Raw genomic sequence first — 16,456 nt, forward strand, 5'->3', positions numbered from 1 at the left:
GATACTCATGGAACTGACAGACATCAGCCCCGCGTTGGCGACGCTCCGCACCGCCCTTGCGGACGGCGTCGAAAACTGGAAACCCCTCGTCCAGGCCATGGCACGGGAAATCCACGACCTCAAGGAGATCTCCTTCGAGGAGGTCCGTTCCGCCGAGGCGGCAGCGGCACTGCTGGCCGAAGGCGGCTTCGAGGTGGAACGCGGCACCGGCGGGCTCCCCACAGCGTTCACCGCGAGCGCGGGCAGCGGCGAACTGACCGTAGCGCTGTGCGTGGAATACGATGCGCTCCCGGACATCGGGCACGCCTGCGGGCACAACCTGATCGCAGGCGCATCAGTGGCCGCCGCGCTGGCCCTGCAACCGTACGTGGATGAGCTGGGCATCACGCTGAAGGCCATCGGAACCCCGGCCGAGGAGCATGGCGGCGGCAAGGCGCTCATGCTGGAGCGGGGAGCGTTCGACGGCGTCGGTCTCGCTTTGATGGTCCATCCCGTCCAGGACGGGCTGACCTACAACCCCGCCGGCACCAGCGCGCAGGCCGTGGGCCGGTACAAGGCGACCTTCACGGGCAAGGCCGCACACGCGGCAGCGGCGCCGCACCTGGGCGTGAACGCCGCGGACGCGGCCGTGCTGAGCCAGGTGGCCATCGGACTGCTCCGCCAGCAGATCCCAGCTGACCACCGCATCGCCTGCTTCGTTGAGGAGGCCGGACACGTCACCAACATCATTCCGGAACGCGCGGTGGTCCAGTTTGAATGCCGGGCCTTCACGCTGCCGGAATACGATGCGCTGCACCAGCGCGTCCGCCGCTGTTTCGAGGGTGCGGCGCTGGCCACCGGAACAACGCTGGTCATCGAGGAGGCAGAACCCCTCTACGAGCCCCTCCTCCAGGACGATGCCCTGGCTGCGCACTGGGCCGATGCGATGGAGGTGTTCGGCAAGGACATCTCCCGTTCGTTGGGCCTCAGCGGCGGCTCCACCGACATGGGCAACATCTCCCAGGTCATCCCGTCGCTGCATCCGTGGCTGAGCATCCCGGGTGCCGACGTCCCCATCCACTCGCATGCGTTCGCCGCGCTTGCCGACTCCCCCGAAGCGTACGGGGTGATGTTCGAGGCAGCCACCGCGCTGGCCTGGACCGTCGCCGCTGCAGCCTCAACCCCCGCCCAAAGAGAACGCTTCATCAAAGCGGCATACCGCCGTCGTACTTTCACCCAGGAAGGCACATCATGAGCACCACCAAAACAGCGCGGATAGATAAGGCCGGCACCAAGCTGACCATCCCCATTGCCGCCCTGGCCCTGGTGATCGCCGTCGCGGTCCAGTTCATCGGCCAGGCCAAGATCGACGTCGGAATCGGCGCCATCATCATCTTCCCCATGGTGTGGGGCCTCATTGTGGGCCTGCTCGTCTCCATCCAGAAATTCAAGCCGCTGGGCCTTGACCTCCAGCGCGTTGCGGCCGCCCTGGTGGGCGTCGCCGTGCTGCTGCTGGTGGCCCGGCTGGCCTTCAACATCGGACCCAGCCTTCCCAGCCTCATCAAGGCCGGGCCGGCGCTGCTCCTCCAGGAAGTAGGCCACCTGCTGGGAACCATCGTGCTGGCACTCCCACTGGCTGTGCTGCTCCGGATGGGCAAGGCAACCGTGGGTGCCACCTTCTCCCTGGACCGCGAACCGTCGTTCGCCATGGTCTCGGAAAAGTACGGGCCGGATTCGGACCAGTACCGCGGCGTGCTGGCCATGTACGTTTTCGGCACCCTGTTCGGGGCCGTGTTCATCACCCTCCTCACCTCGCTGGTGGCCAACTGGAAGATCTTCGATCCGCTGGCCCTGGCGATGGGCGCCGGTGTGGGTTCCGGGTCCATGATGGCGGCCTCCGCGGCCAGCATCGTCGCCGCCTACCCGGCTGACCAGGAAGCCATCCTGGGCATGGCAGCGGTGTCCAACCTGATCACCACCGTCCTGGGCGTCTACGTCGGCATCTACATTGCCCTGCCGCTGGCCGACCGCTTTTACAAGGCGCTCACCCGGAAGCAGACAGCCCGCGAAGCCGCTGCCGTCACGGCAGGCGCCCCCGCCGAGCGCAGCGCCGCCGACATCGACCGCGAGGCAGCACAGGCCGAGGAAAACCGCCTGTTCCGCGAGCGCGTCGCCGAATCCTCGGCCGCCATCAAGCTCCCGCTGTGGCTGTCCCTGTCAGTCCTGACGGTCCTCGGTATTGCCACGGCTTCGGTAGCGGCCAAGGGGTTCAGCCTGACCATCGTGGCCGGGTACGCCATCATGCTCGCCCTGGTGCTGGTCAGCATTGCCCTGGCGAAGGTCACCCGGAAGATCTCGGCGATCGTCTTCATCACCACCATCGGCGCGTACATCTCCAGCCCCTGGTTCTTCGGGGCAGAGGCGCTCAACGCCGCCGTCAAGACGGTGGACTTCCTGTCCATCGCCACGGTCATGCTGACGCTGGCGGGCCTGTCCCTCGGCAAGGACATCCCGTTGCTGAAGAACATCGGCTGGAAGATCATCCCTGTGGGCCTGGTGGCCATCACGGCCTCCTTCCTGCTCTCCACCGTGATTGCAGAGTTCGCTCTGGGGCTCTGGCACTGATACGGAGTTTTTGTCCAGATACAGCGGCTTACGAGGCCTCCAACTCTCGTTATCTGGACAAAAACTCCCCGTCCCGGGCTTTTCGGCATAAGTGAGCGGACGACGGCGGGACCTCCCGCCGTCGTCCGTTGTGTCCGGCCCGCTTGTCCGGTCAGCTCTCGGGCAGGCGCCCGGCCAGTCCTTGGAGCGACGGCTCGCGGCCCAGCTCCACATGCGCGAAGGCCAACGCCGCTGCCAGTTCCGCCTTGCCGTCGTAGATGGCCTTGCACAGGCTCAGGTGCTCAGCGCACTGCACCTGCGGGTCACGGTGTCCGGTCAAGGTGAACAGCCACTGCATCCGGCCCAGCAGCGGCTTCATGGAGTACTCCAGCAGCGAGTTGCCCCCCATCGCCACAATCTCTGCGTGTAGTGCCGTATTGCTGAGCGGTATCTGCTCGTGGTCGTGGCGCAGGGTTGCTTCTTCCGCCTGGTCCATCATGTGCTGCAGCCGCAACGAGGACTGCCCCCTTGCCGCGGCCTGGGCGGCGAGGCGTGCGGCCAGGACTTCCAGGCTGAGCCGCACATCAAAGAGTTCGTTGACGTCGCGCAGGGTGATCTGCTTGACGGTGGCACCACGCCGGGGAGACGTGTCAATGAAGCCTTCGGCTTCGAGCTGCTGGAGGGCTTCCCTGACGGGTACCCGGGAAACGGCCAGCGTCTGGGACAGCTCACGTTCCCTGAGCCGGGACCCCGGCGCGAAGTCGCCTGAAATGATCAGTTCCCGGATCCGCGCCCGGGCCGTGTCCGAGGAGGACGCGGGAGATTCCGCTTGGACCGTCATTCATGCCTCCCGTTATTGCTGCAGCGTCGCGCTTCCGCAGCTTCTCAGTTATTCAAAGCCACGCGGGTGCCAACCCCCTTGCTGAGCGCAGCGTCGTACAGGAGCCGCCCGATGGCAAGGTCCTGCAGACCGATACCTACCGAATTGAACAAGGTTACGTCCTCAGCACTGACGCGGCCTGGTCGTGTCCCGGCAGCCACGTCACCAAGTTCGGCTTCCACGTCCTCAAAGCCCATCACGCCTTCGGCCACCGGGATGATGAGCCCGCCGGATTTTGCCCTGGCCGTGGCCAGGCTGTCCACGAAGACCCTCGCCCTCACCATACCCGCCGAATCTATCTCCCGGTGGTCAGCGCGGGGACGGGATCCGACGGCGTTGACGTGCAGCCCGGGCGTGAACCACTCACCTTTAACCAGAGGCTCAACGGCCGGCGTGAGGGTGCACAGCACATCGGCAGCCTCCACCACTTCCCGGACGCTGGCAGCCCGCGTGATGTTCAGGCCGTGATGGGATATTTCGGCGCAGAAGGCGGCGACCGTGTCCGCGGAACGTGACCACACCACCACGTGTTCGATCGGAAGGACGGACAACATGGCTTCCACATGGGCCACCGCCAGGGCACCTGCCCCGACCAGCCCCAGGGTGGTGCTGCCGGGCCTGGCGAGCAGCTTCGTCGCCACGGCGCTGGCGGCGGCAGTCCGGACCCGTGTGGGTACTTTGCCGTCCAGGATGGCCAGGGTTTCGCCGGTCAGCTGGGAGACGAGCATGATCGTGGACCGTTGCGTGGGGAGGCTGGACTCCCGATTCGCGGGGATGTCCGCCAGCAGTTTCACGGATGCCAGTTCCTCGGCGCCGGACAGTGCTGCCATCGGCAGGAACCTCGCGTCCGACGAGGGCAGGAGGAGGGAGTCCGGCGCCGGCTGGACAGCGGTGCCCCGGCTGAGGCCGGCAAAAACGCGTTCGACGGCGGCAATCGTCGCGGGCATATCGGCCAGGGCCTGGAGCTCGGAGGCCTTAAGGATCAGGGTCATGGGCGGCTTTCTAAATGGGTGCGGTCAAGCGCTCGGGCAGGGGAAGGCGGGAGGGGACAGCGTCGCCGCTATCCCTTGGCTCTGGATCAGAGCTCGTTCCGGACAAGGACCCCCTGTGCCACCACAGCCCGGATTTGTTCCGTGGCCGAGGCGCTGGTCAAAGGATCAGAGTCCACAATGACGGCGTCGGCGAAGGAACCGCGCACCAGACGGCCCGCGCTTTCACCCCAGCCGAGCAGGGCGGCGGCGTTCACCGTCGCGGCCCTGAGCGCCTCCAGCGGAGACAGCCCTGCCTCGGCAAGAAGACGGACTTCCGTGCCAATCGGGGTTACGTCGGATCCGAAAGAGTCCGTCCCGGCAACGATGGTCACACCGGCTTCATGGGCAGCTTTGACGGCGGCTTTGATAATGGGTGTGTATTCCTTGCCGCGGGCGGCGAGGATGGGATTGGGCGAGCCCGCCATGCCCGTAATGGCATCCATGGTGGGCGTGAAGTAAGTCCCTCGGCGGGCCATCCGGGAAATGGTCTCCTCGGTGACGAAGACGCCGTGCTCGATGCTCCGAACACCGGCCCGGACTGCTCCGTCGATCCCTTCCGCGCTGTAGGCATGGCACAGCACCCCTGCCTTGCCTGCGGCCTTGACCACGGCAGAGAGCTGATCGTAGGTGTAGACGAGTTCTCGGGGATCCTGTTCCGGCAGCCCCGCCCGGGGGTTGGCCCGGGTCTTGATCACCTGGGCGCCGCGTTTCAGGTTGATGCGCGTGAGGTAGGCAAGGTCCGATGGTTCGGTGACTCCCCCGGACAGGGATGCGAGAGGTGCAAGGTCCGGGTCTGCAAGGAGCGAGTCCCCAAGTTCGGGTGAAATGAACAGCCCTGCCGGGCTCATCCGGGGCGAGGCGCCGGCGGCCCAGGCGGGCAGGGCGGCGAGGGCGACGTCCTGGTAGAAGCTGCTCGAGCCGCTCCTGACGCTGGTCGCGCCGCCCTGCAGGATGGCACGCGCATCGGCCAGCGCGTTGGCATGGACATGCACGTCGATGAGGCCGGGGAGGACAAAGCGCCCGGCGGCATTCACGGTGCGGGCGCGTCCTGCAAGCGCGGCCACGGCACGCCGTGTTTCCTCCCGGCTGCCGACGGCGGTGACCTTGCCGCCTTCCAGCACAAGGATCCCGTCTGCTACGGCGTCGCCTGTCCTGGGATCCACTATGGTGCCGCCCTCGATGATCATGGGCTGTGGTGAAGCGGGCCGGCCGGGGTAGCCGGGACTGGACGCATTGCCCTCCGCCTTAGCGGCCGGGGCACTTCCAAGCTGGGCAGCAAGGCTTGCCACTGAGATTCCGGCCAGGGCAGCCGCCCCGGCGAGGATGCCGCGGCGCGGAACCGCAGCGGGAGGCACGGCGGCAGGGGTGTGATCATGCAGGCACATTGTTTTTCTCCAATGGAATGGGCCGCGCCGCAACACTGCGGGCGCCGATGTCAGCAGGTCAAAGTCGTGGTTCTACTGAGGGCGGACGAGCTTTCGCCAGGATGCGCCGGAAGCCCTCGCATGCTTACACCATACCGTGTTTGGTATACCAAGCCAAGGCCTGACGGGTTGGGAGTTTGTGGCTCCAGTTGCTAGGGGACAACAACCGGACTGGCAATTTCGGCGTGCGGATAGGTGGGTGGAAACAGCTCATCGGAAGCACGGCGCCGGACGTCCCGCTCCGAGTAGGCAGCCCGCATCCCTTGGAACAGCCGCTGCCCCTCAGCCCGTAGCGCGTCAAGGTCAACGCCGGGCAGGACACCGCCAACCACCACGGGGCGGCCGGCCACGAAAGTATCGGTCACCTGCCGCGCCGTGCCGTTGAGCACCAGGGTGCGCAGCGGGTCCTCGACCACACCGTCGCCGAAGTGGCCCAGGGAGACCACCGTGATGTCGGCCTGCATGCCGGGCGCCAACCTCCCCAGGTCGTTCCGGCCAAGAGCCCGCGCGCCGCCGAGGGTCGCGGCATCGAAGTAGTCAGCGAGGGTCCCGGCGTCGGGCCTCCCCTCAGCCATCCGGGTCAGGTGCATGCCGACGTCCATGCCCCGCACCAGGTCCGGCGGGAAGGAGTCAGTACCCAGGCACAAGTTGATTCCGGCCTCGCGGAAACGGTCGAACGAAACAAGCTGCTTCTGGTAGCGGAACGAGGTCAGCGGGCAGTGGACAATGCTGACGCCGTGCCGGGCCAGCACGTCCAGCGGACCTCCGGGAGCCGACGCTGCGGGGTCCTTGCCGTTGATCACCACCCCGTGCGGAATGAGAAGGCGGGTGCCGAACAGGCCGGTGGATTCGAGCAGTTCCAGGACACCGCGTCCGGCTGAACGCTGCAGGAGCTCGTCCTCGAGGGGCGACTGGAGGCAATGGAGCCGGACAATTGCGTCCCGGTCCCGGGCGATCCTCGCCGTCTCCCGCATGAGGTTTTCGGACAGCGTCTCGATGCGGCACGGCAGCAATACCCCAGTGACGAGGGGGTCTTCGAGGCCGGCGGCGTGGTCGATGAAACGCTCAGCGTCGCTCAGGCCCGCAAGCCCCAGGGCCTCGTCGAAGTGGACCTCGCGGCTGCCTGCGGCGGTGGTGACGTGGACCCCGGAACGGTAGGCGGGGCCGAGGTAGCCCCGCAGTCCGATCCGTCGGCTGGTTTCTGCCATGGCCACCAGTTCGTCGAAGCCTTCGGCCCAGGAACTGTGGATCTCGGAGGCGATGGGCATGTAGGTGGTAATCCCGTGCAGGGCGAGCTGGGCAAGGGCGAATTCGCGGATAGTGGCGCGTTCCGGCGGCGTGAACACATCCCGGCGGCGATTGGCGAAGTAATCGTCCGACCACAGGTGGCCGGCGGCGACATCAGGCGAGGGCCACGAGTCCAGGATGAGGTGGTCGATGTCGGCGAGGGCATCCAGGTCGATCAGTCCAGGCATCACCAGGCTCTGGCCAAAGTCGCGTTCCTCATCGACCGGGCCCTCATAGTTGCGGCCCACGAAGATGATGGAATCTCCTTCGAAGACGACTTCGCCGTCCGCGATGAGCATGTGCCGCGTTCCGTCGAACCCCAGAACGTACCGGGCCGAGATCTTCGTGTACAAGGTGCCTCCTTGGGGCAGCGGCCGGGTATTACCGGCGTTTGAAAAATGTGACTTGCCTCTCAATGGGTACGAGTATACAGTCACTTGGTATACCAAAGCTTGCTTCCGCAAATGCGAGACGCCTTTGTCCTGATCCCCAACTCCTTCTTGGAAAGGCCTGCGCCATGCCCAACGAAACGAAGACCACAGGCGGCCCGGTATCCGCCTTAGTGGACGCGCCGCCCTCCCGTCCTTTCCGTGCCCGGCCCGCCCTGTGGCTCGGGATGATCGCGCTCTCCACGGCCGTCTGTGCCGTGGCCATTACAATCGGCACCCACAAGTTGCAGCTCGGTCCGGCCGCAATCGTCCTCATGCCCATCCTGTGGACCGTGCTCATCGGCGGATTCCTCGGGGTCCAGAAGTGGAAGCCGATCGGAGGGCGTGCCCGTGCAGTGTCCACGCACCTGATGGATGTATCCATCGTTTTCTTCCTGGCAGGACTCGGGACCCAAATTGGCCCGTCGCTGACGAAGTTCACCGACATTGGCCCCGCGATACTCCTCCAGGAGGTCGGGCACGTGGTCGGCACCGTGATCCTGGCCCTCCCGGTGGCAGTCGCCCTTGGATTGGGCCGCACTGCAATCGGCGCCACCTGGTCGATCGACCGTGAGTCATACCTTGCCTTCGCCATCCAGCGCTTCGGCGTCCGCTCCCCCGAGTACCGCGGTGTCTTCGCAGTGTGGGTGCTGGGCAGTGTATTCGGCGCCGTGTTCATCTCCCTGCTCGCCGGTCTTCTCGGCGGACTGGACTTCTTTGATCCCCGCGCCCTCGCGCTGGGCCTGGGACTGGGTTCAGCTTCCATGATGCTCGGGGGCGTCGGCGCCCTGTCCATCCTCTACCCCGAGATGGCCGGGGAGATCATGGCCCTCGCAGCGCTGTCCAACCTCGTGACCAACATCGTCGGCTTCTACGCCGGGGTCTTTATCGCGTTGCCGATGTGCCAGAAGCTCTACAAGATGTGGTCCCGCGTCTTCGGCCGGGACGACCTCGGCCGCCGTGTCCGCAACAGTGTTCCCGCTGGCGCCGCAGTCGGTGCCCGGGCGGGCAGCACGGGCGCGGCGCTCCCGGGAGGGGCATTGACCAACTCCGGAGAGGCGTCTGGCAACGACACCGTGGACGTCAACGGAATCGAAGCGGATCCCACAGTTGTCCGGACACCCAGGACGTGGCTGATCGCATTCGCAGCGACCGGAGTGGCCGGTTTCCTGCTGAACGCCCTCGGCACCGGTTCAGCACAACCGTTGGACGTCGTCGGCATCCTTATTCTTCTGGCTCTCACAGCCATCGCACTGGTGCTAGCGAAGCTCGTCCCGGTTGTCCCGTCCAGCATCTGGGTGCTGGCGCTGGCCACCATTGCCTCCGCGACGTTCCTGCCCATCGGTCCCTTCGTCGCCTCCGCCACCCAGCACATCAGCGTCCTCTTCGCGGGCCTGCCCATGATCGCCCTGGTCGGCATGTCACTGGGCCGGGACGTGAAGGCGCTGCGCTCACTGAGCTGGAAGATCATCATCGTCGCCCTGATGACGTTCACGGCGAGTTTCGTCGCCGCGGCAGCGATTGCACAGGTTGCCTTCCACTTCTAGTCCGTGGTGCGGTGAGGGAAGGCGCCGGTGCCACGGTACCGGCGCCTTCCCCGCCGTCGTCCCCAGCCCACCTGAAAGGAATGAATCATGCTCATCACTAACGTCCGCCCCTGGGGCGGGGACAACGTAGACCTCGAGATTCACGAAGGGCGGATTGCGGCCGTTCATCCCGCGGGGACCGGCGATGTGCCAGCCGCCGCCGGCGAGGTAGTCGACGGACGCGGCCGCATCGCCTTCCCCGCTTTCACGGACGTGCACGTCCACCTCGACTCGACCCGGATCGGACTGCCGTTCCGGGAGCACACCGCCTCTCCCGGAGTGTGGAACATGATGTGCAACGATCGGGAAAACTGGCGTGACACGCCCATCCCGTACGTGGATGTGGTGGCAGGAACGCTGGAACGGATGATTGCGCGGGGCACCACACGCGTCCGGTCCTACGCGCAGATCGATGTGGACTGCAAACTTGAGCGCTTCGAAGCAGTCATGGCGGCCAAGGAGCGTTTCACCCACGCCGCCGATGTCGAGGTCATGGCTTTCCCCCAGGCAGGCCTCCTCCTCGAGGATGGCGCTGTCCCGCTCCTTGAGGACGCCCTCCGTGCGGGGGCGACGACCATCGGCGGCATTGATCCCTGCCAGCTGGACCGCGACCCGGTTCGCCACCTGGACATCGTCTTCGGGCTGGCTGAGAAGTACGGGGTCGACGTGGATATTCACCTGCACGAGCCTGGCCAGCTGGGGGTCTTCAGCGCGGAACTTGTCTTCGAACGCACCCGCGCGCTGGGCATGCAGGGACGCGTCTCACTTTCCCACGCCTACGATCTGGCCAACGTCCACCCCGATGTGACCGCCCGGATCGTGGAGCAGATGGCCGAGCTGGACGTCGCCTGGGCGACCGTGGCCCCGGCAAGTGGCGGCACCCAGTTCGACCTGGCCCGAATGACGGAGGCCGGGATCCGTGTGGGTCTGGGCGAGGACGGTCAACGGGATTACTGGAGCCCGTATGGCAATTGCGACATGCTCGACCGCACGTGGCAGCTGGCCTTCACGCACCGGCTGCGCAAGGACCGGCTGATTGAGCACTGCGCAGCGATCGCCACCATAGGAGGCGCGTCCATCATGGACCGCACCGTCCCGCGGGTCACCAGCCCCGACGACCGGCCGGGCCTGGCCCCAGGCGACCGGGCCGATATCGTCCTGGTCGACGGCGAAACCGTCACGAGCACCGTCATGGACCGCGGCACCGACCGCGCCGTCATCCACGACGGCAGGCTCGTCGCCGACGGGCTGGTTGTTCTTCCGAACCCCGCCGCGTAGGTAGATCACGGGTGGTGATCACCGGGAGAAAGGGTGGGGCGGTCGACGGCGGGACTTCCCGCCGTCGTCCGCTCACTGCCGGGGAACAACTCTGCCGCCCGGGCCGTTGGGATACCTACGACGTGCCGTCCGCTGACGACGGCGGCACCTACAGGACGGAACCACATGGTCAGGGCTATCTGGAACGGAAAAGTCATCGCCGAATCCGCAGACACGGTGGTGGTGGAGGGCAACCATTACTTCCCCCGCGACGCAGTGAATGCGGGGTACCTGAAGGACAGTGACATGTATTCCGTGTGCCCGTGGAAGGGGCAGGCCAGCTACCACACGCTGGAGGTGGACGGGAAGCTGAACGTGGACGCAGCCTGGTTCTACCCGGAGCCAAAGCCTCGCGCGAAGCAGATCGAGGGCCGGATCGCGTTCTGGCGCGGCGTGACCGTCGAGGACTAGCCGGCTCCTGTTCGACAGCGGACGACGGCGGACGACGGCGGGACCTCCCGCCGTCGTCCGTTTGCGTTTGGCGCCGTTCCCCTGTCCGGAGGCTACGAGAGTATGGTCCGGTAGATCCCTGCATGGTCCATGTCACCGTCGCCGGCCGCGATCATCTCTTCGAAGGAACTCTGGAGGCACGCAGCCAACGGTAGGTTTATCCCGCGTGCCGCGGCAATCTCGGCTATGAAGTTGAGGTCTTTGAGCTGGTTCTTCGCAGAACCGCCACCTTCGAAGTCCTGCTCGATCCAGCGATGTCCCTTTTGCCGTAGGACCTCTGAGCTGGCAAGGCCGCCGGCCAGGATGGCCTGCACCTTCTCAAGATCCAGACCGGCGGTGCTTGCGAGGGCCATCGCTTCGGCCAGCGCCGTTACCGTGCCGGCGACGACGATCTGGTTGCACGCCTTCATTGTTGACCCCGCGCCGGTGCGGCCGAACCGGACCACCGTGGAACTGTACAGCCCGAAGAGCGGTGTGAGTCCTTCCACGGCCTCGGGCGGTCCGCCGACCATGATGCTCAGCCGGCCCTCTTCGGCGCCGATGGTTCCCCCGCTTAGGGGTGCGTCCACGACGGTCACCCCCCAGTGGCGCAGGCAGTCGTCGGCGAATTCTGCGACCGCCACCGGTGACACCGTTCCGTGAATCACCAGGACGGGATGCTCGATGCCGGCGGTCTTCCATCCTTTCAGCAGGCCGTCCTCGCCGGGAAGCAGAGCCGCAACCTGGGGGAGGTCGGGCAACACAGTCAGCACAACTTCGCTTGCGGCCGCGGCCGGGGTTGCTACGACGGTTCCTCCTCCAATCGCAAGGGCTTTTTCCGGTGTGCGGTTCCAGAGAGTAAGGGGAACGTGGCCGGCGAGGATGTTCCGCGCGATCGGGGCCCCCATGGGCCCCGTGCCGATGAGGGCCACGGAGCCCCGGAAGCCGGGCACTTTCTTATCAATAGTTGTCGGTGTTGTCATGTGCCTAGAAGGGGATCAGCCCGGCGAGGGCGGGAAGGAAGGTACTGAACCAGGGAACCGCCGCAAGAACGAGGAGCCCGAGGAACACGGCAATAAGGTAGGGCCAGAAGTGTTTGAGGCTCTTCTCGACTGTTTCGTGTGCGGTGGCGCAGGCGACGTAGAAGCCGACGCCGGCCGGTGGTGCGAACGAGCCGATGCCCATGGAGATGATCAGGACCATGGCGTACTGCACGGGGTTGACGCCGAAGTCGACGGCGATCGGCAGGAGCAGGGGCGCGAAGATCAGTACCGCGGGGAGGCCTTCAAGGAGCTGGCCCATGATGATCAGCAGGACAATGGTGAACAGCATAAAGAGCAGCGGTGAGTCGCCGAGCCCTGACATGAGGTCGTGGATCTGCTGGGAGACACCGGCAAGCGCGAGGGTCTGGGCCAGCGGGGACGCCGCCGCGATGATGAACAGCACCATTCCCGCCGTCGTCGTCGTTTCCCGCAGAGTGTCACCCAATAGCCTCTTGCTGCCTCGGCGGTAGGCGGCGGCGAGGATGAAGGCGTAGGCGACGGCCACTGACGACACTTCGGTGGGTGTGGCGAATCCGCTGAGGATGCCCACCACCATGCCGACAGGGAGCAGAAGAGTCGGAATTGCGAAGAAGGTTGCCGAGCCGCGTTCACGCCAGCTGGATTTGGGGCTGGCGACGCCGCCCTGTTTGCGGGCGCGGAAGAAGACGAGTGCCATGACACAGAGGGCCAGGAAAGCAGCGGGAACGAAGCCGGCCAGGAACAGCGTGGTGGTGGAGATGGTGGTGATGGATCCGAGGATCAGCAGCACGATGCTCGGCGGGATGGTTTCGCCCATGATGGCCGAGGCCGACAGGACCGCGACGACCTCGCCGCGGGGGTATTTGCGTTCTTCGAGCATGCCGCGCATGGTGGTGCCCACTGCTGCGACGTCGGCCACCTTGGAGCCGGAGATGCCGGAGAAGATGTACATGGTGACGACAACCACCTGGAGCAGGCCGCCGCGCAGGTGCCCGATCAGGGCATCGACGAGCTTGGCCAGCGGGAGGGTCAGGCCGGCGGAGTTCATGACCGTACCGGCAAGGATAAAGAACGGAATCGCCAGAAGGACGAAGCCCTTGGCCCCGGACGCCATTCCAATGGGGATGGCGCTGACCTCGGAAATGCCGCCCAGGTACAGGTAGATCCCGGATGCCAGTGCAAGGACGAATGCGATGGGCAGGCCTAGGAACAGCAGCATGAACAACAGCAGGAGGACGACGCCGAGAAGGACGTTGGGGGTGGCGTAGTAGAAAAGCGGCTGGGCCACAAGGACGAGGACAATCAGTCCGGCAGCGATTCCCGCAGCAATGAGTGCCGGCCGGCGGTCCTGGCGCCACAGCTTGAGGAGGGCGAACCAGGCGATCAGCACCATGCCGACGGAGAAGGGCAGTGAGACCCAGAAGACGGGGAGCTGCAGGATCGGGGTCTTTTCCTCGATCTGCTGGACAAGGGTGGGAACGAACAGCGCAAATGCCCCTGCGCTCATGACGAAGACCAGCCAGTCGACCAGGGCGGCCAGGTAAGGCTTCCAAGTGGCGGGGAGGCGCATGATGAGGGCCTGGACGGACATGTGCGCGCCCTTGGGGTACGCGATGGCGCCGCCGATGAAAGCGATGGTCAGCAGCGCAATTTCGGAGACTTCCTGGGTCCAGAGCACGGAATCGCCGGTGACTACCCTGACCATGATGTTCAGCAGGATCACGACGAGCTCCGCGAGGATGGCAGCGCCCACGACCCATTCAAGCGTTTTGTCGAGCCACAGGGCACCGCTCCAACGCGGGGGGACATGGCCGTGGTGGAGTATCTCTTCCGCGTCCGAGGGGAGGACCTCCTCGAGTTCCTCGGGCGTAGTGATGTTTTTCATGGGCTTCCAGACTGTCGACATTGAGAGTGGGGGCTTTTCCTTGCGGATGGCCCGGGGAGCATTCGGCTCCCCGGGCCGGCGGGGCTACTTGGTGGTGGTGAAAGCGATGGCCTGGTCGAAGAAGTCCTTGCCGATCAGCTGGGAGAAGGTCGGGTAAAGGCTCTTGGAAGCCGCTTTGAATTCCTCCAGGCCGGATGCGCTGAGCTCGTTGGATTTCATGCCCTTGGCGGTGAGTTCCTCGAGCTGCTTCTTGGACTGCTCGGCGTCGTAACCGGTCTTGAAGGTGGCGGTTTCCTCAGAGGCGTCCGTGAGGGCCTTCTTTTGTTCATCGGTGAGGGTGTCCCACTTCTTCGAGGAGAGGGCGAGTACCCAGGCGTCGTTGATGTGGTTGGTCATCGAAATGTACTTCTGGACTTCTGAGAACTTGTTGGTCCACGGCACCTCAATCGGGTTTTCCTGGCCGTTGATCGTTCCGGTCTGCAGACCGGTGAAGACCTCAGAGAATGCCATGGTGGTGGGGCTGGCGCCGAGCTTGCTGAAGTAGTCGGTCCACAACGGGTTGCCGGGGACCCTGATCTTCAGACCCTTTAGATCCGAGGGCTGTTCGATGGGGCGAACCGAGTTCGTAATCTCCCGGCCGGTCCGGGTGAGGAAGGAAAGCGCGACTGTGTCTTTGGCGGCAAGCTTTTCCTTCAGCGCCTGGCCCGGCTTTCCTGCCAGGAACGCCGCTTCCTCGGTGGTGTCTTTGAAGAGGAACGGAATGCTGATGGCGTTCATTTCAGGTACGACGGCGGCGTAGACGGAGGTCGACAGGATGAGTGCATCGAGGGAACCGCCCTGCAGGCGTGTGACAGCCGCGTTCTGGTCTCCGCTGAAGCTCGTTCCGTTGGGAACTACGGTGACGGTCACGGACCCGTTGGATGTCTTCTTGACCTGGTCGGCGAAATGCTGGGCCGAGACCCCGACGGAGGACGTGAGCGGATCGGGGATGGAGAGCTGGATCTTGGCCACCGGTGCTCCAGTCCCGCCGGAGGCCCCGGAGGCACATCCGGCGAGGACTGAGGCTGCGAGGGTGCATGCCAGCACTCCGGTGAGGGCGCGGGTCTTGGATTTCATGTGATGCCTTTCTTCATTGGAAGGAGTCTTGTTCCGGAGGCGTGAACGTCGTCGGCCGAAGTTCATTGCCGCGCCCGGTTTGGTGCGGGAGGGTCAGGCGTTGAGGGCGAATTCCGCGACGAGCGCTTCGGTTTCCCGGCGAACCTCCAGGGCCTGGGCCAGGGAGTCGTCCATGATGACGTCGTCCCAGCCCACGATGCTGCCCTTGGCGATGTCGTTCCGCAGTTCCACGTGGTGGGCCAAAGCAACAGGGAGGGCGCCGGTTGCGACGGAGTGCTTGGCAGAAACCAGCTGGCCCCAGACCGTGTACCCGCCTTCGCCGTCGAGGAATTCGCCGGCCTTGAGGTCCTTCTTCGCGGTCGCGACGACGTCGCCGAAGAACCCGATCGGCGAACCTGTGGAGATCCCGCGGAGAGCTGCGTTGGCGATGGACATGTTCAATTCGAGGCCCACGTAGTGGTACGGACGGTAGAGCGCGGCGTACTGGCCGGTGGGGTCCGGGTGCCAGGGGTACTCAGTGAAGCAGCCGGAAACGTAGGCGTTGGTGGCCTTGACCACCACGAACACGCCTTCTTGGGTGTTGTGCGGGATCCACGTGCCGTCGCGCTTGACGCTGGACATGACCTCAACGGTTCCTTCGTGGGCCAGGACTCCCCCGGCGTCGGCCGGACGGCAGATAGTGGCGATCTCTTCGACGTCCCCCGGCGTAAAAGTCAGCCCAGTGTCGGAAGGCACCAGTCCGGCGCCGTTGGCAACGGCAGCCATCTCGATGGAGGCCTTTGTACCGTCACGGAAGGAGGTGTGCATGTTCGGGTTCAGCTGCCCCGAATCGGTGAGTTCCTTGGAGAACTCCCAGTTCTCCCAGACGTTGTCAGGATTCATCTCGTGGTAGTGCTCAAGGAACTTTGCGCCCTTGCCGGCACAGACAACGTCGAAGCCGCTGGTCCGCGCCCAGTCCACGAGCTCCATAATGAGGGCGGGCTGGTCACCGTAAGCCATCGAATAGACCACGCCGGCGGCTTCTGCCCGCCTGGCCAGGGCAGGACCCGCCAGAGCGTCGGCCTCCACCGTGACCATGATGATGTGCTTCTTCGTCTCAATGGCGCGCAGTGCATGCTTCACCCCGACGATGGGGTTGCCCGTCGCTTCGACAATGACGTCGATGTCCACGTCGAACAGTTCGTCCGCGTTGGCCACGATGGTCGTGGTGCGGTCCCTGAGGGCGGTGGCGATGTCCGGTGCGATCTGGCTCTTTGGCCAACCCACAAGCTCGAACGCCCCTTCAGCGCGCTTGACGTTGATGTCGGCGATCGCCACCACGTGGATGCCCGGGATGTTGTTTGCCTGAGCCAGGTACATGGTGCCGTAGCGGCCGGCTCCGATGAGTCCGACTCGGATCGGACGGCCATCCTGCTCGCGGTCGCTAAGAAGCTTGTGGAGGTTCATGGGGATCTCTCTGATTGGCGTT

Annotated in this window: 13 protein-coding genes; 5 read left to right on the forward strand and 8 right to left on the reverse strand. The window is 65.2% G+C overall.

All coding sequences use genetic code 11. From position 1 onward, the window contains the following. Positions 1-7 precede the first annotated feature (7 nt). Both ACSQ12_RS18785 and ACSQ12_RS18790 read left to right on the forward strand, forming a co-directional pair. Complete coding sequence (locus tag ACSQ12_RS18785; protein WP_436066450.1) at positions 8-1,234, forward strand: amidohydrolase; 1,227 nt, start codon at positions 8-10, stop codon at positions 1,232-1,234. Continuing rightward, positions 1,231-2,604, forward strand: a complete 1,374-nt coding sequence (locus ACSQ12_RS18790) for a DUF3100 domain-containing protein (protein WP_209742313.1) — start codon at positions 1,231-1,233, stop codon at positions 2,602-2,604. Before ACSQ12_RS18785 ends, ACSQ12_RS18790 begins: the two co-directional genes overlap by 4 nt. A 151-nt stretch (positions 2,605-2,755) precedes the next feature. On the opposite strand, the gene ACSQ12_RS18795 is transcribed toward ACSQ12_RS18790, so the two are convergent. The 4 genes from ACSQ12_RS18795 to ACSQ12_RS18810 form a co-directional block, all read right to left on the reverse strand. Continuing rightward, positions 2,756-3,424: a GntR family transcriptional regulator gene (locus ACSQ12_RS18795; RefSeq protein WP_436066451.1), complete on the reverse strand. Its 669-nt coding sequence runs from the start codon at positions 3,422-3,424 to the stop codon at positions 2,756-2,758. Positions 3,425-3,468: 44 nt separating this feature from the next. Then, complete coding sequence (locus tag ACSQ12_RS18800) at positions 3,469-4,455, reverse strand: ornithine cyclodeaminase family protein (protein ID WP_436066452.1); 987 nt, start codon at positions 4,453-4,455, stop codon at positions 3,469-3,471. Positions 4,456-4,541: 86 nt separating this feature from the next. Further along, positions 4,542-5,879: an amidohydrolase family protein gene (locus tag ACSQ12_RS18805; protein WP_436066453.1), complete on the reverse strand. Its 1,338-nt coding sequence runs from the start codon at positions 5,877-5,879 to the stop codon at positions 4,542-4,544. A 191-nt stretch (positions 5,880-6,070) separates the two neighbouring features. After that, positions 6,071-7,558, reverse strand: a complete 1,488-nt coding sequence (locus tag ACSQ12_RS18810; RefSeq protein WP_436066454.1) for an amidohydrolase family protein — start codon at positions 7,556-7,558, stop codon at positions 6,071-6,073. A gap of 164 nt (positions 7,559-7,722) precedes the next feature. Between ACSQ12_RS18810 and ACSQ12_RS18815 the strand changes: the two genes are divergently transcribed. The 3 genes from ACSQ12_RS18815 to ACSQ12_RS18825 all read left to right on the forward strand — a co-directional run bounded on the left by ACSQ12_RS18815 (position 7,723) and on the right by ACSQ12_RS18825 (position 10,947). Then, positions 7,723-9,180 (forward strand): DUF3100 domain-containing protein, encoded by a 1,458-nt coding sequence (locus ACSQ12_RS18815; protein ID WP_436066455.1) that lies wholly within the window; start codon positions 7,723-7,725, stop codon positions 9,178-9,180. Between the two features lie 87 nt (positions 9,181-9,267). Further along, positions 9,268-10,497, forward strand: a complete 1,230-nt coding sequence (locus ACSQ12_RS18820; protein WP_436066456.1) for an amidohydrolase family protein — start codon at positions 9,268-9,270, stop codon at positions 10,495-10,497. 165 nt (positions 10,498-10,662) lie between these two features. Continuing rightward, positions 10,663-10,947 (forward strand): DUF427 domain-containing protein, encoded by a 285-nt coding sequence (locus tag ACSQ12_RS18825; protein WP_390251365.1) that lies wholly within the window; start codon positions 10,663-10,665, stop codon positions 10,945-10,947. A gap of 92 nt (positions 10,948-11,039) precedes the next feature. Here ACSQ12_RS18825 and ACSQ12_RS18830 read toward each other — a convergent pair whose 3' ends face one another. The 4 genes from ACSQ12_RS18830 to ACSQ12_RS18845 all read right to left on the reverse strand — a co-directional run bounded on the left by ACSQ12_RS18830 (position 11,040) and on the right by ACSQ12_RS18845 (position 16,434). Further along, complete coding sequence (locus ACSQ12_RS18830) at positions 11,040-11,918, reverse strand: NAD(P)-dependent oxidoreductase (RefSeq protein ID WP_436066457.1); 879 nt, start codon at positions 11,916-11,918, stop codon at positions 11,040-11,042. Positions 11,919-11,952: 34 nt separating this feature from the next. Then, positions 11,953-13,872: a TRAP transporter large permease gene (locus ACSQ12_RS18835; RefSeq protein WP_436066458.1), complete on the reverse strand. Its 1,920-nt coding sequence runs from the start codon at positions 13,870-13,872 to the stop codon at positions 11,953-11,955. Positions 13,873-13,956: 84 nt separating this feature from the next. Next, positions 13,957-14,988: a DctP family TRAP transporter solute-binding subunit gene (locus ACSQ12_RS18840; RefSeq protein ID WP_043484304.1), complete on the reverse strand. Its 1,032-nt coding sequence runs from the start codon at positions 14,986-14,988 to the stop codon at positions 13,957-13,959. A gap of 93 nt (positions 14,989-15,081) precedes the next feature. Beyond that, positions 15,082-16,434 carry an NAD(P)H-dependent oxidoreductase gene (locus ACSQ12_RS18845; protein WP_436066459.1) on the reverse strand — a complete coding sequence of 451 codons (1,353 nt, stop codon included), beginning with the start codon at positions 16,432-16,434 and terminating at the stop codon, positions 15,082-15,084. Positions 16,435-16,456: the final 22 nt, after the last annotated feature.

It is taken from the genome of Arthrobacter sp. LjRoot14, assembly GCF_964253905.1.
Classification (GTDB): Bacteria; Actinomycetota; Actinomycetes; order Actinomycetales; family Micrococcaceae; genus Arthrobacter.

What these genes read in the sequence shown, in the direction of transcription:
- ACSQ12_RS18790 (WP_209742313.1), top strand. Translation starts at nt 1,231, where the DNA reads ATGAGCACCACCAAAACAGCGCGGATAGATAAGGCCGGCACCAAGCTG.
- ACSQ12_RS18840 (WP_043484304.1), bottom strand. Translation starts at nt 14,988, where the DNA reads ATGAAATCCAAGACCCGCGCCCTCACCGGAGTGCTGGCATGCACCCTC.
- ACSQ12_RS18800 (WP_436066452.1), bottom strand. Translation starts at nt 4,455, where the DNA reads ATGACCCTGATCCTTAAGGCCTCCGAGCTCCAGGCCCTGGCCGATATG.
- ACSQ12_RS18805 (WP_436066453.1), bottom strand. Translation starts at nt 5,879, where the DNA reads ATGTGCCTGCATGATCACACCCCTGCCGCCGTGCCTCCCGCTGCGGTT.
- ACSQ12_RS18820 (WP_436066456.1), top strand. Translation starts at nt 9,268, where the DNA reads ATGCTCATCACTAACGTCCGCCCCTGGGGCGGGGACAACGTAGACCTC.
- ACSQ12_RS18815 (WP_436066455.1), top strand. Translation starts at nt 7,723, where the DNA reads ATGCCCAACGAAACGAAGACCACAGGCGGCCCGGTATCCGCCTTAGTG.
- ACSQ12_RS18785 (WP_436066450.1), top strand. Translation starts at nt 8, where the DNA reads ATGGAACTGACAGACATCAGCCCCGCGTTGGCGACGCTCCGCACCGCC.
- ACSQ12_RS18845 (WP_436066459.1), bottom strand. Translation starts at nt 16,434, where the DNA reads ATGAACCTCCACAAGCTTCTTAGCGACCGCGAGCAGGATGGCCGTCCG.
- ACSQ12_RS18825 (WP_390251365.1), top strand. Translation starts at nt 10,663, where the DNA reads ATGGTCAGGGCTATCTGGAACGGAAAAGTCATCGCCGAATCCGCAGAC.
- ACSQ12_RS18795 (WP_436066451.1), bottom strand. Translation starts at nt 3,424, where the DNA reads ATGACGGTCCAAGCGGAATCTCCCGCGTCCTCCTCGGACACGGCCCGG.
- ACSQ12_RS18835 (WP_436066458.1), bottom strand. Translation starts at nt 13,872, where the DNA reads ATGAAAAACATCACTACGCCCGAGGAACTCGAGGAGGTCCTCCCCTCG.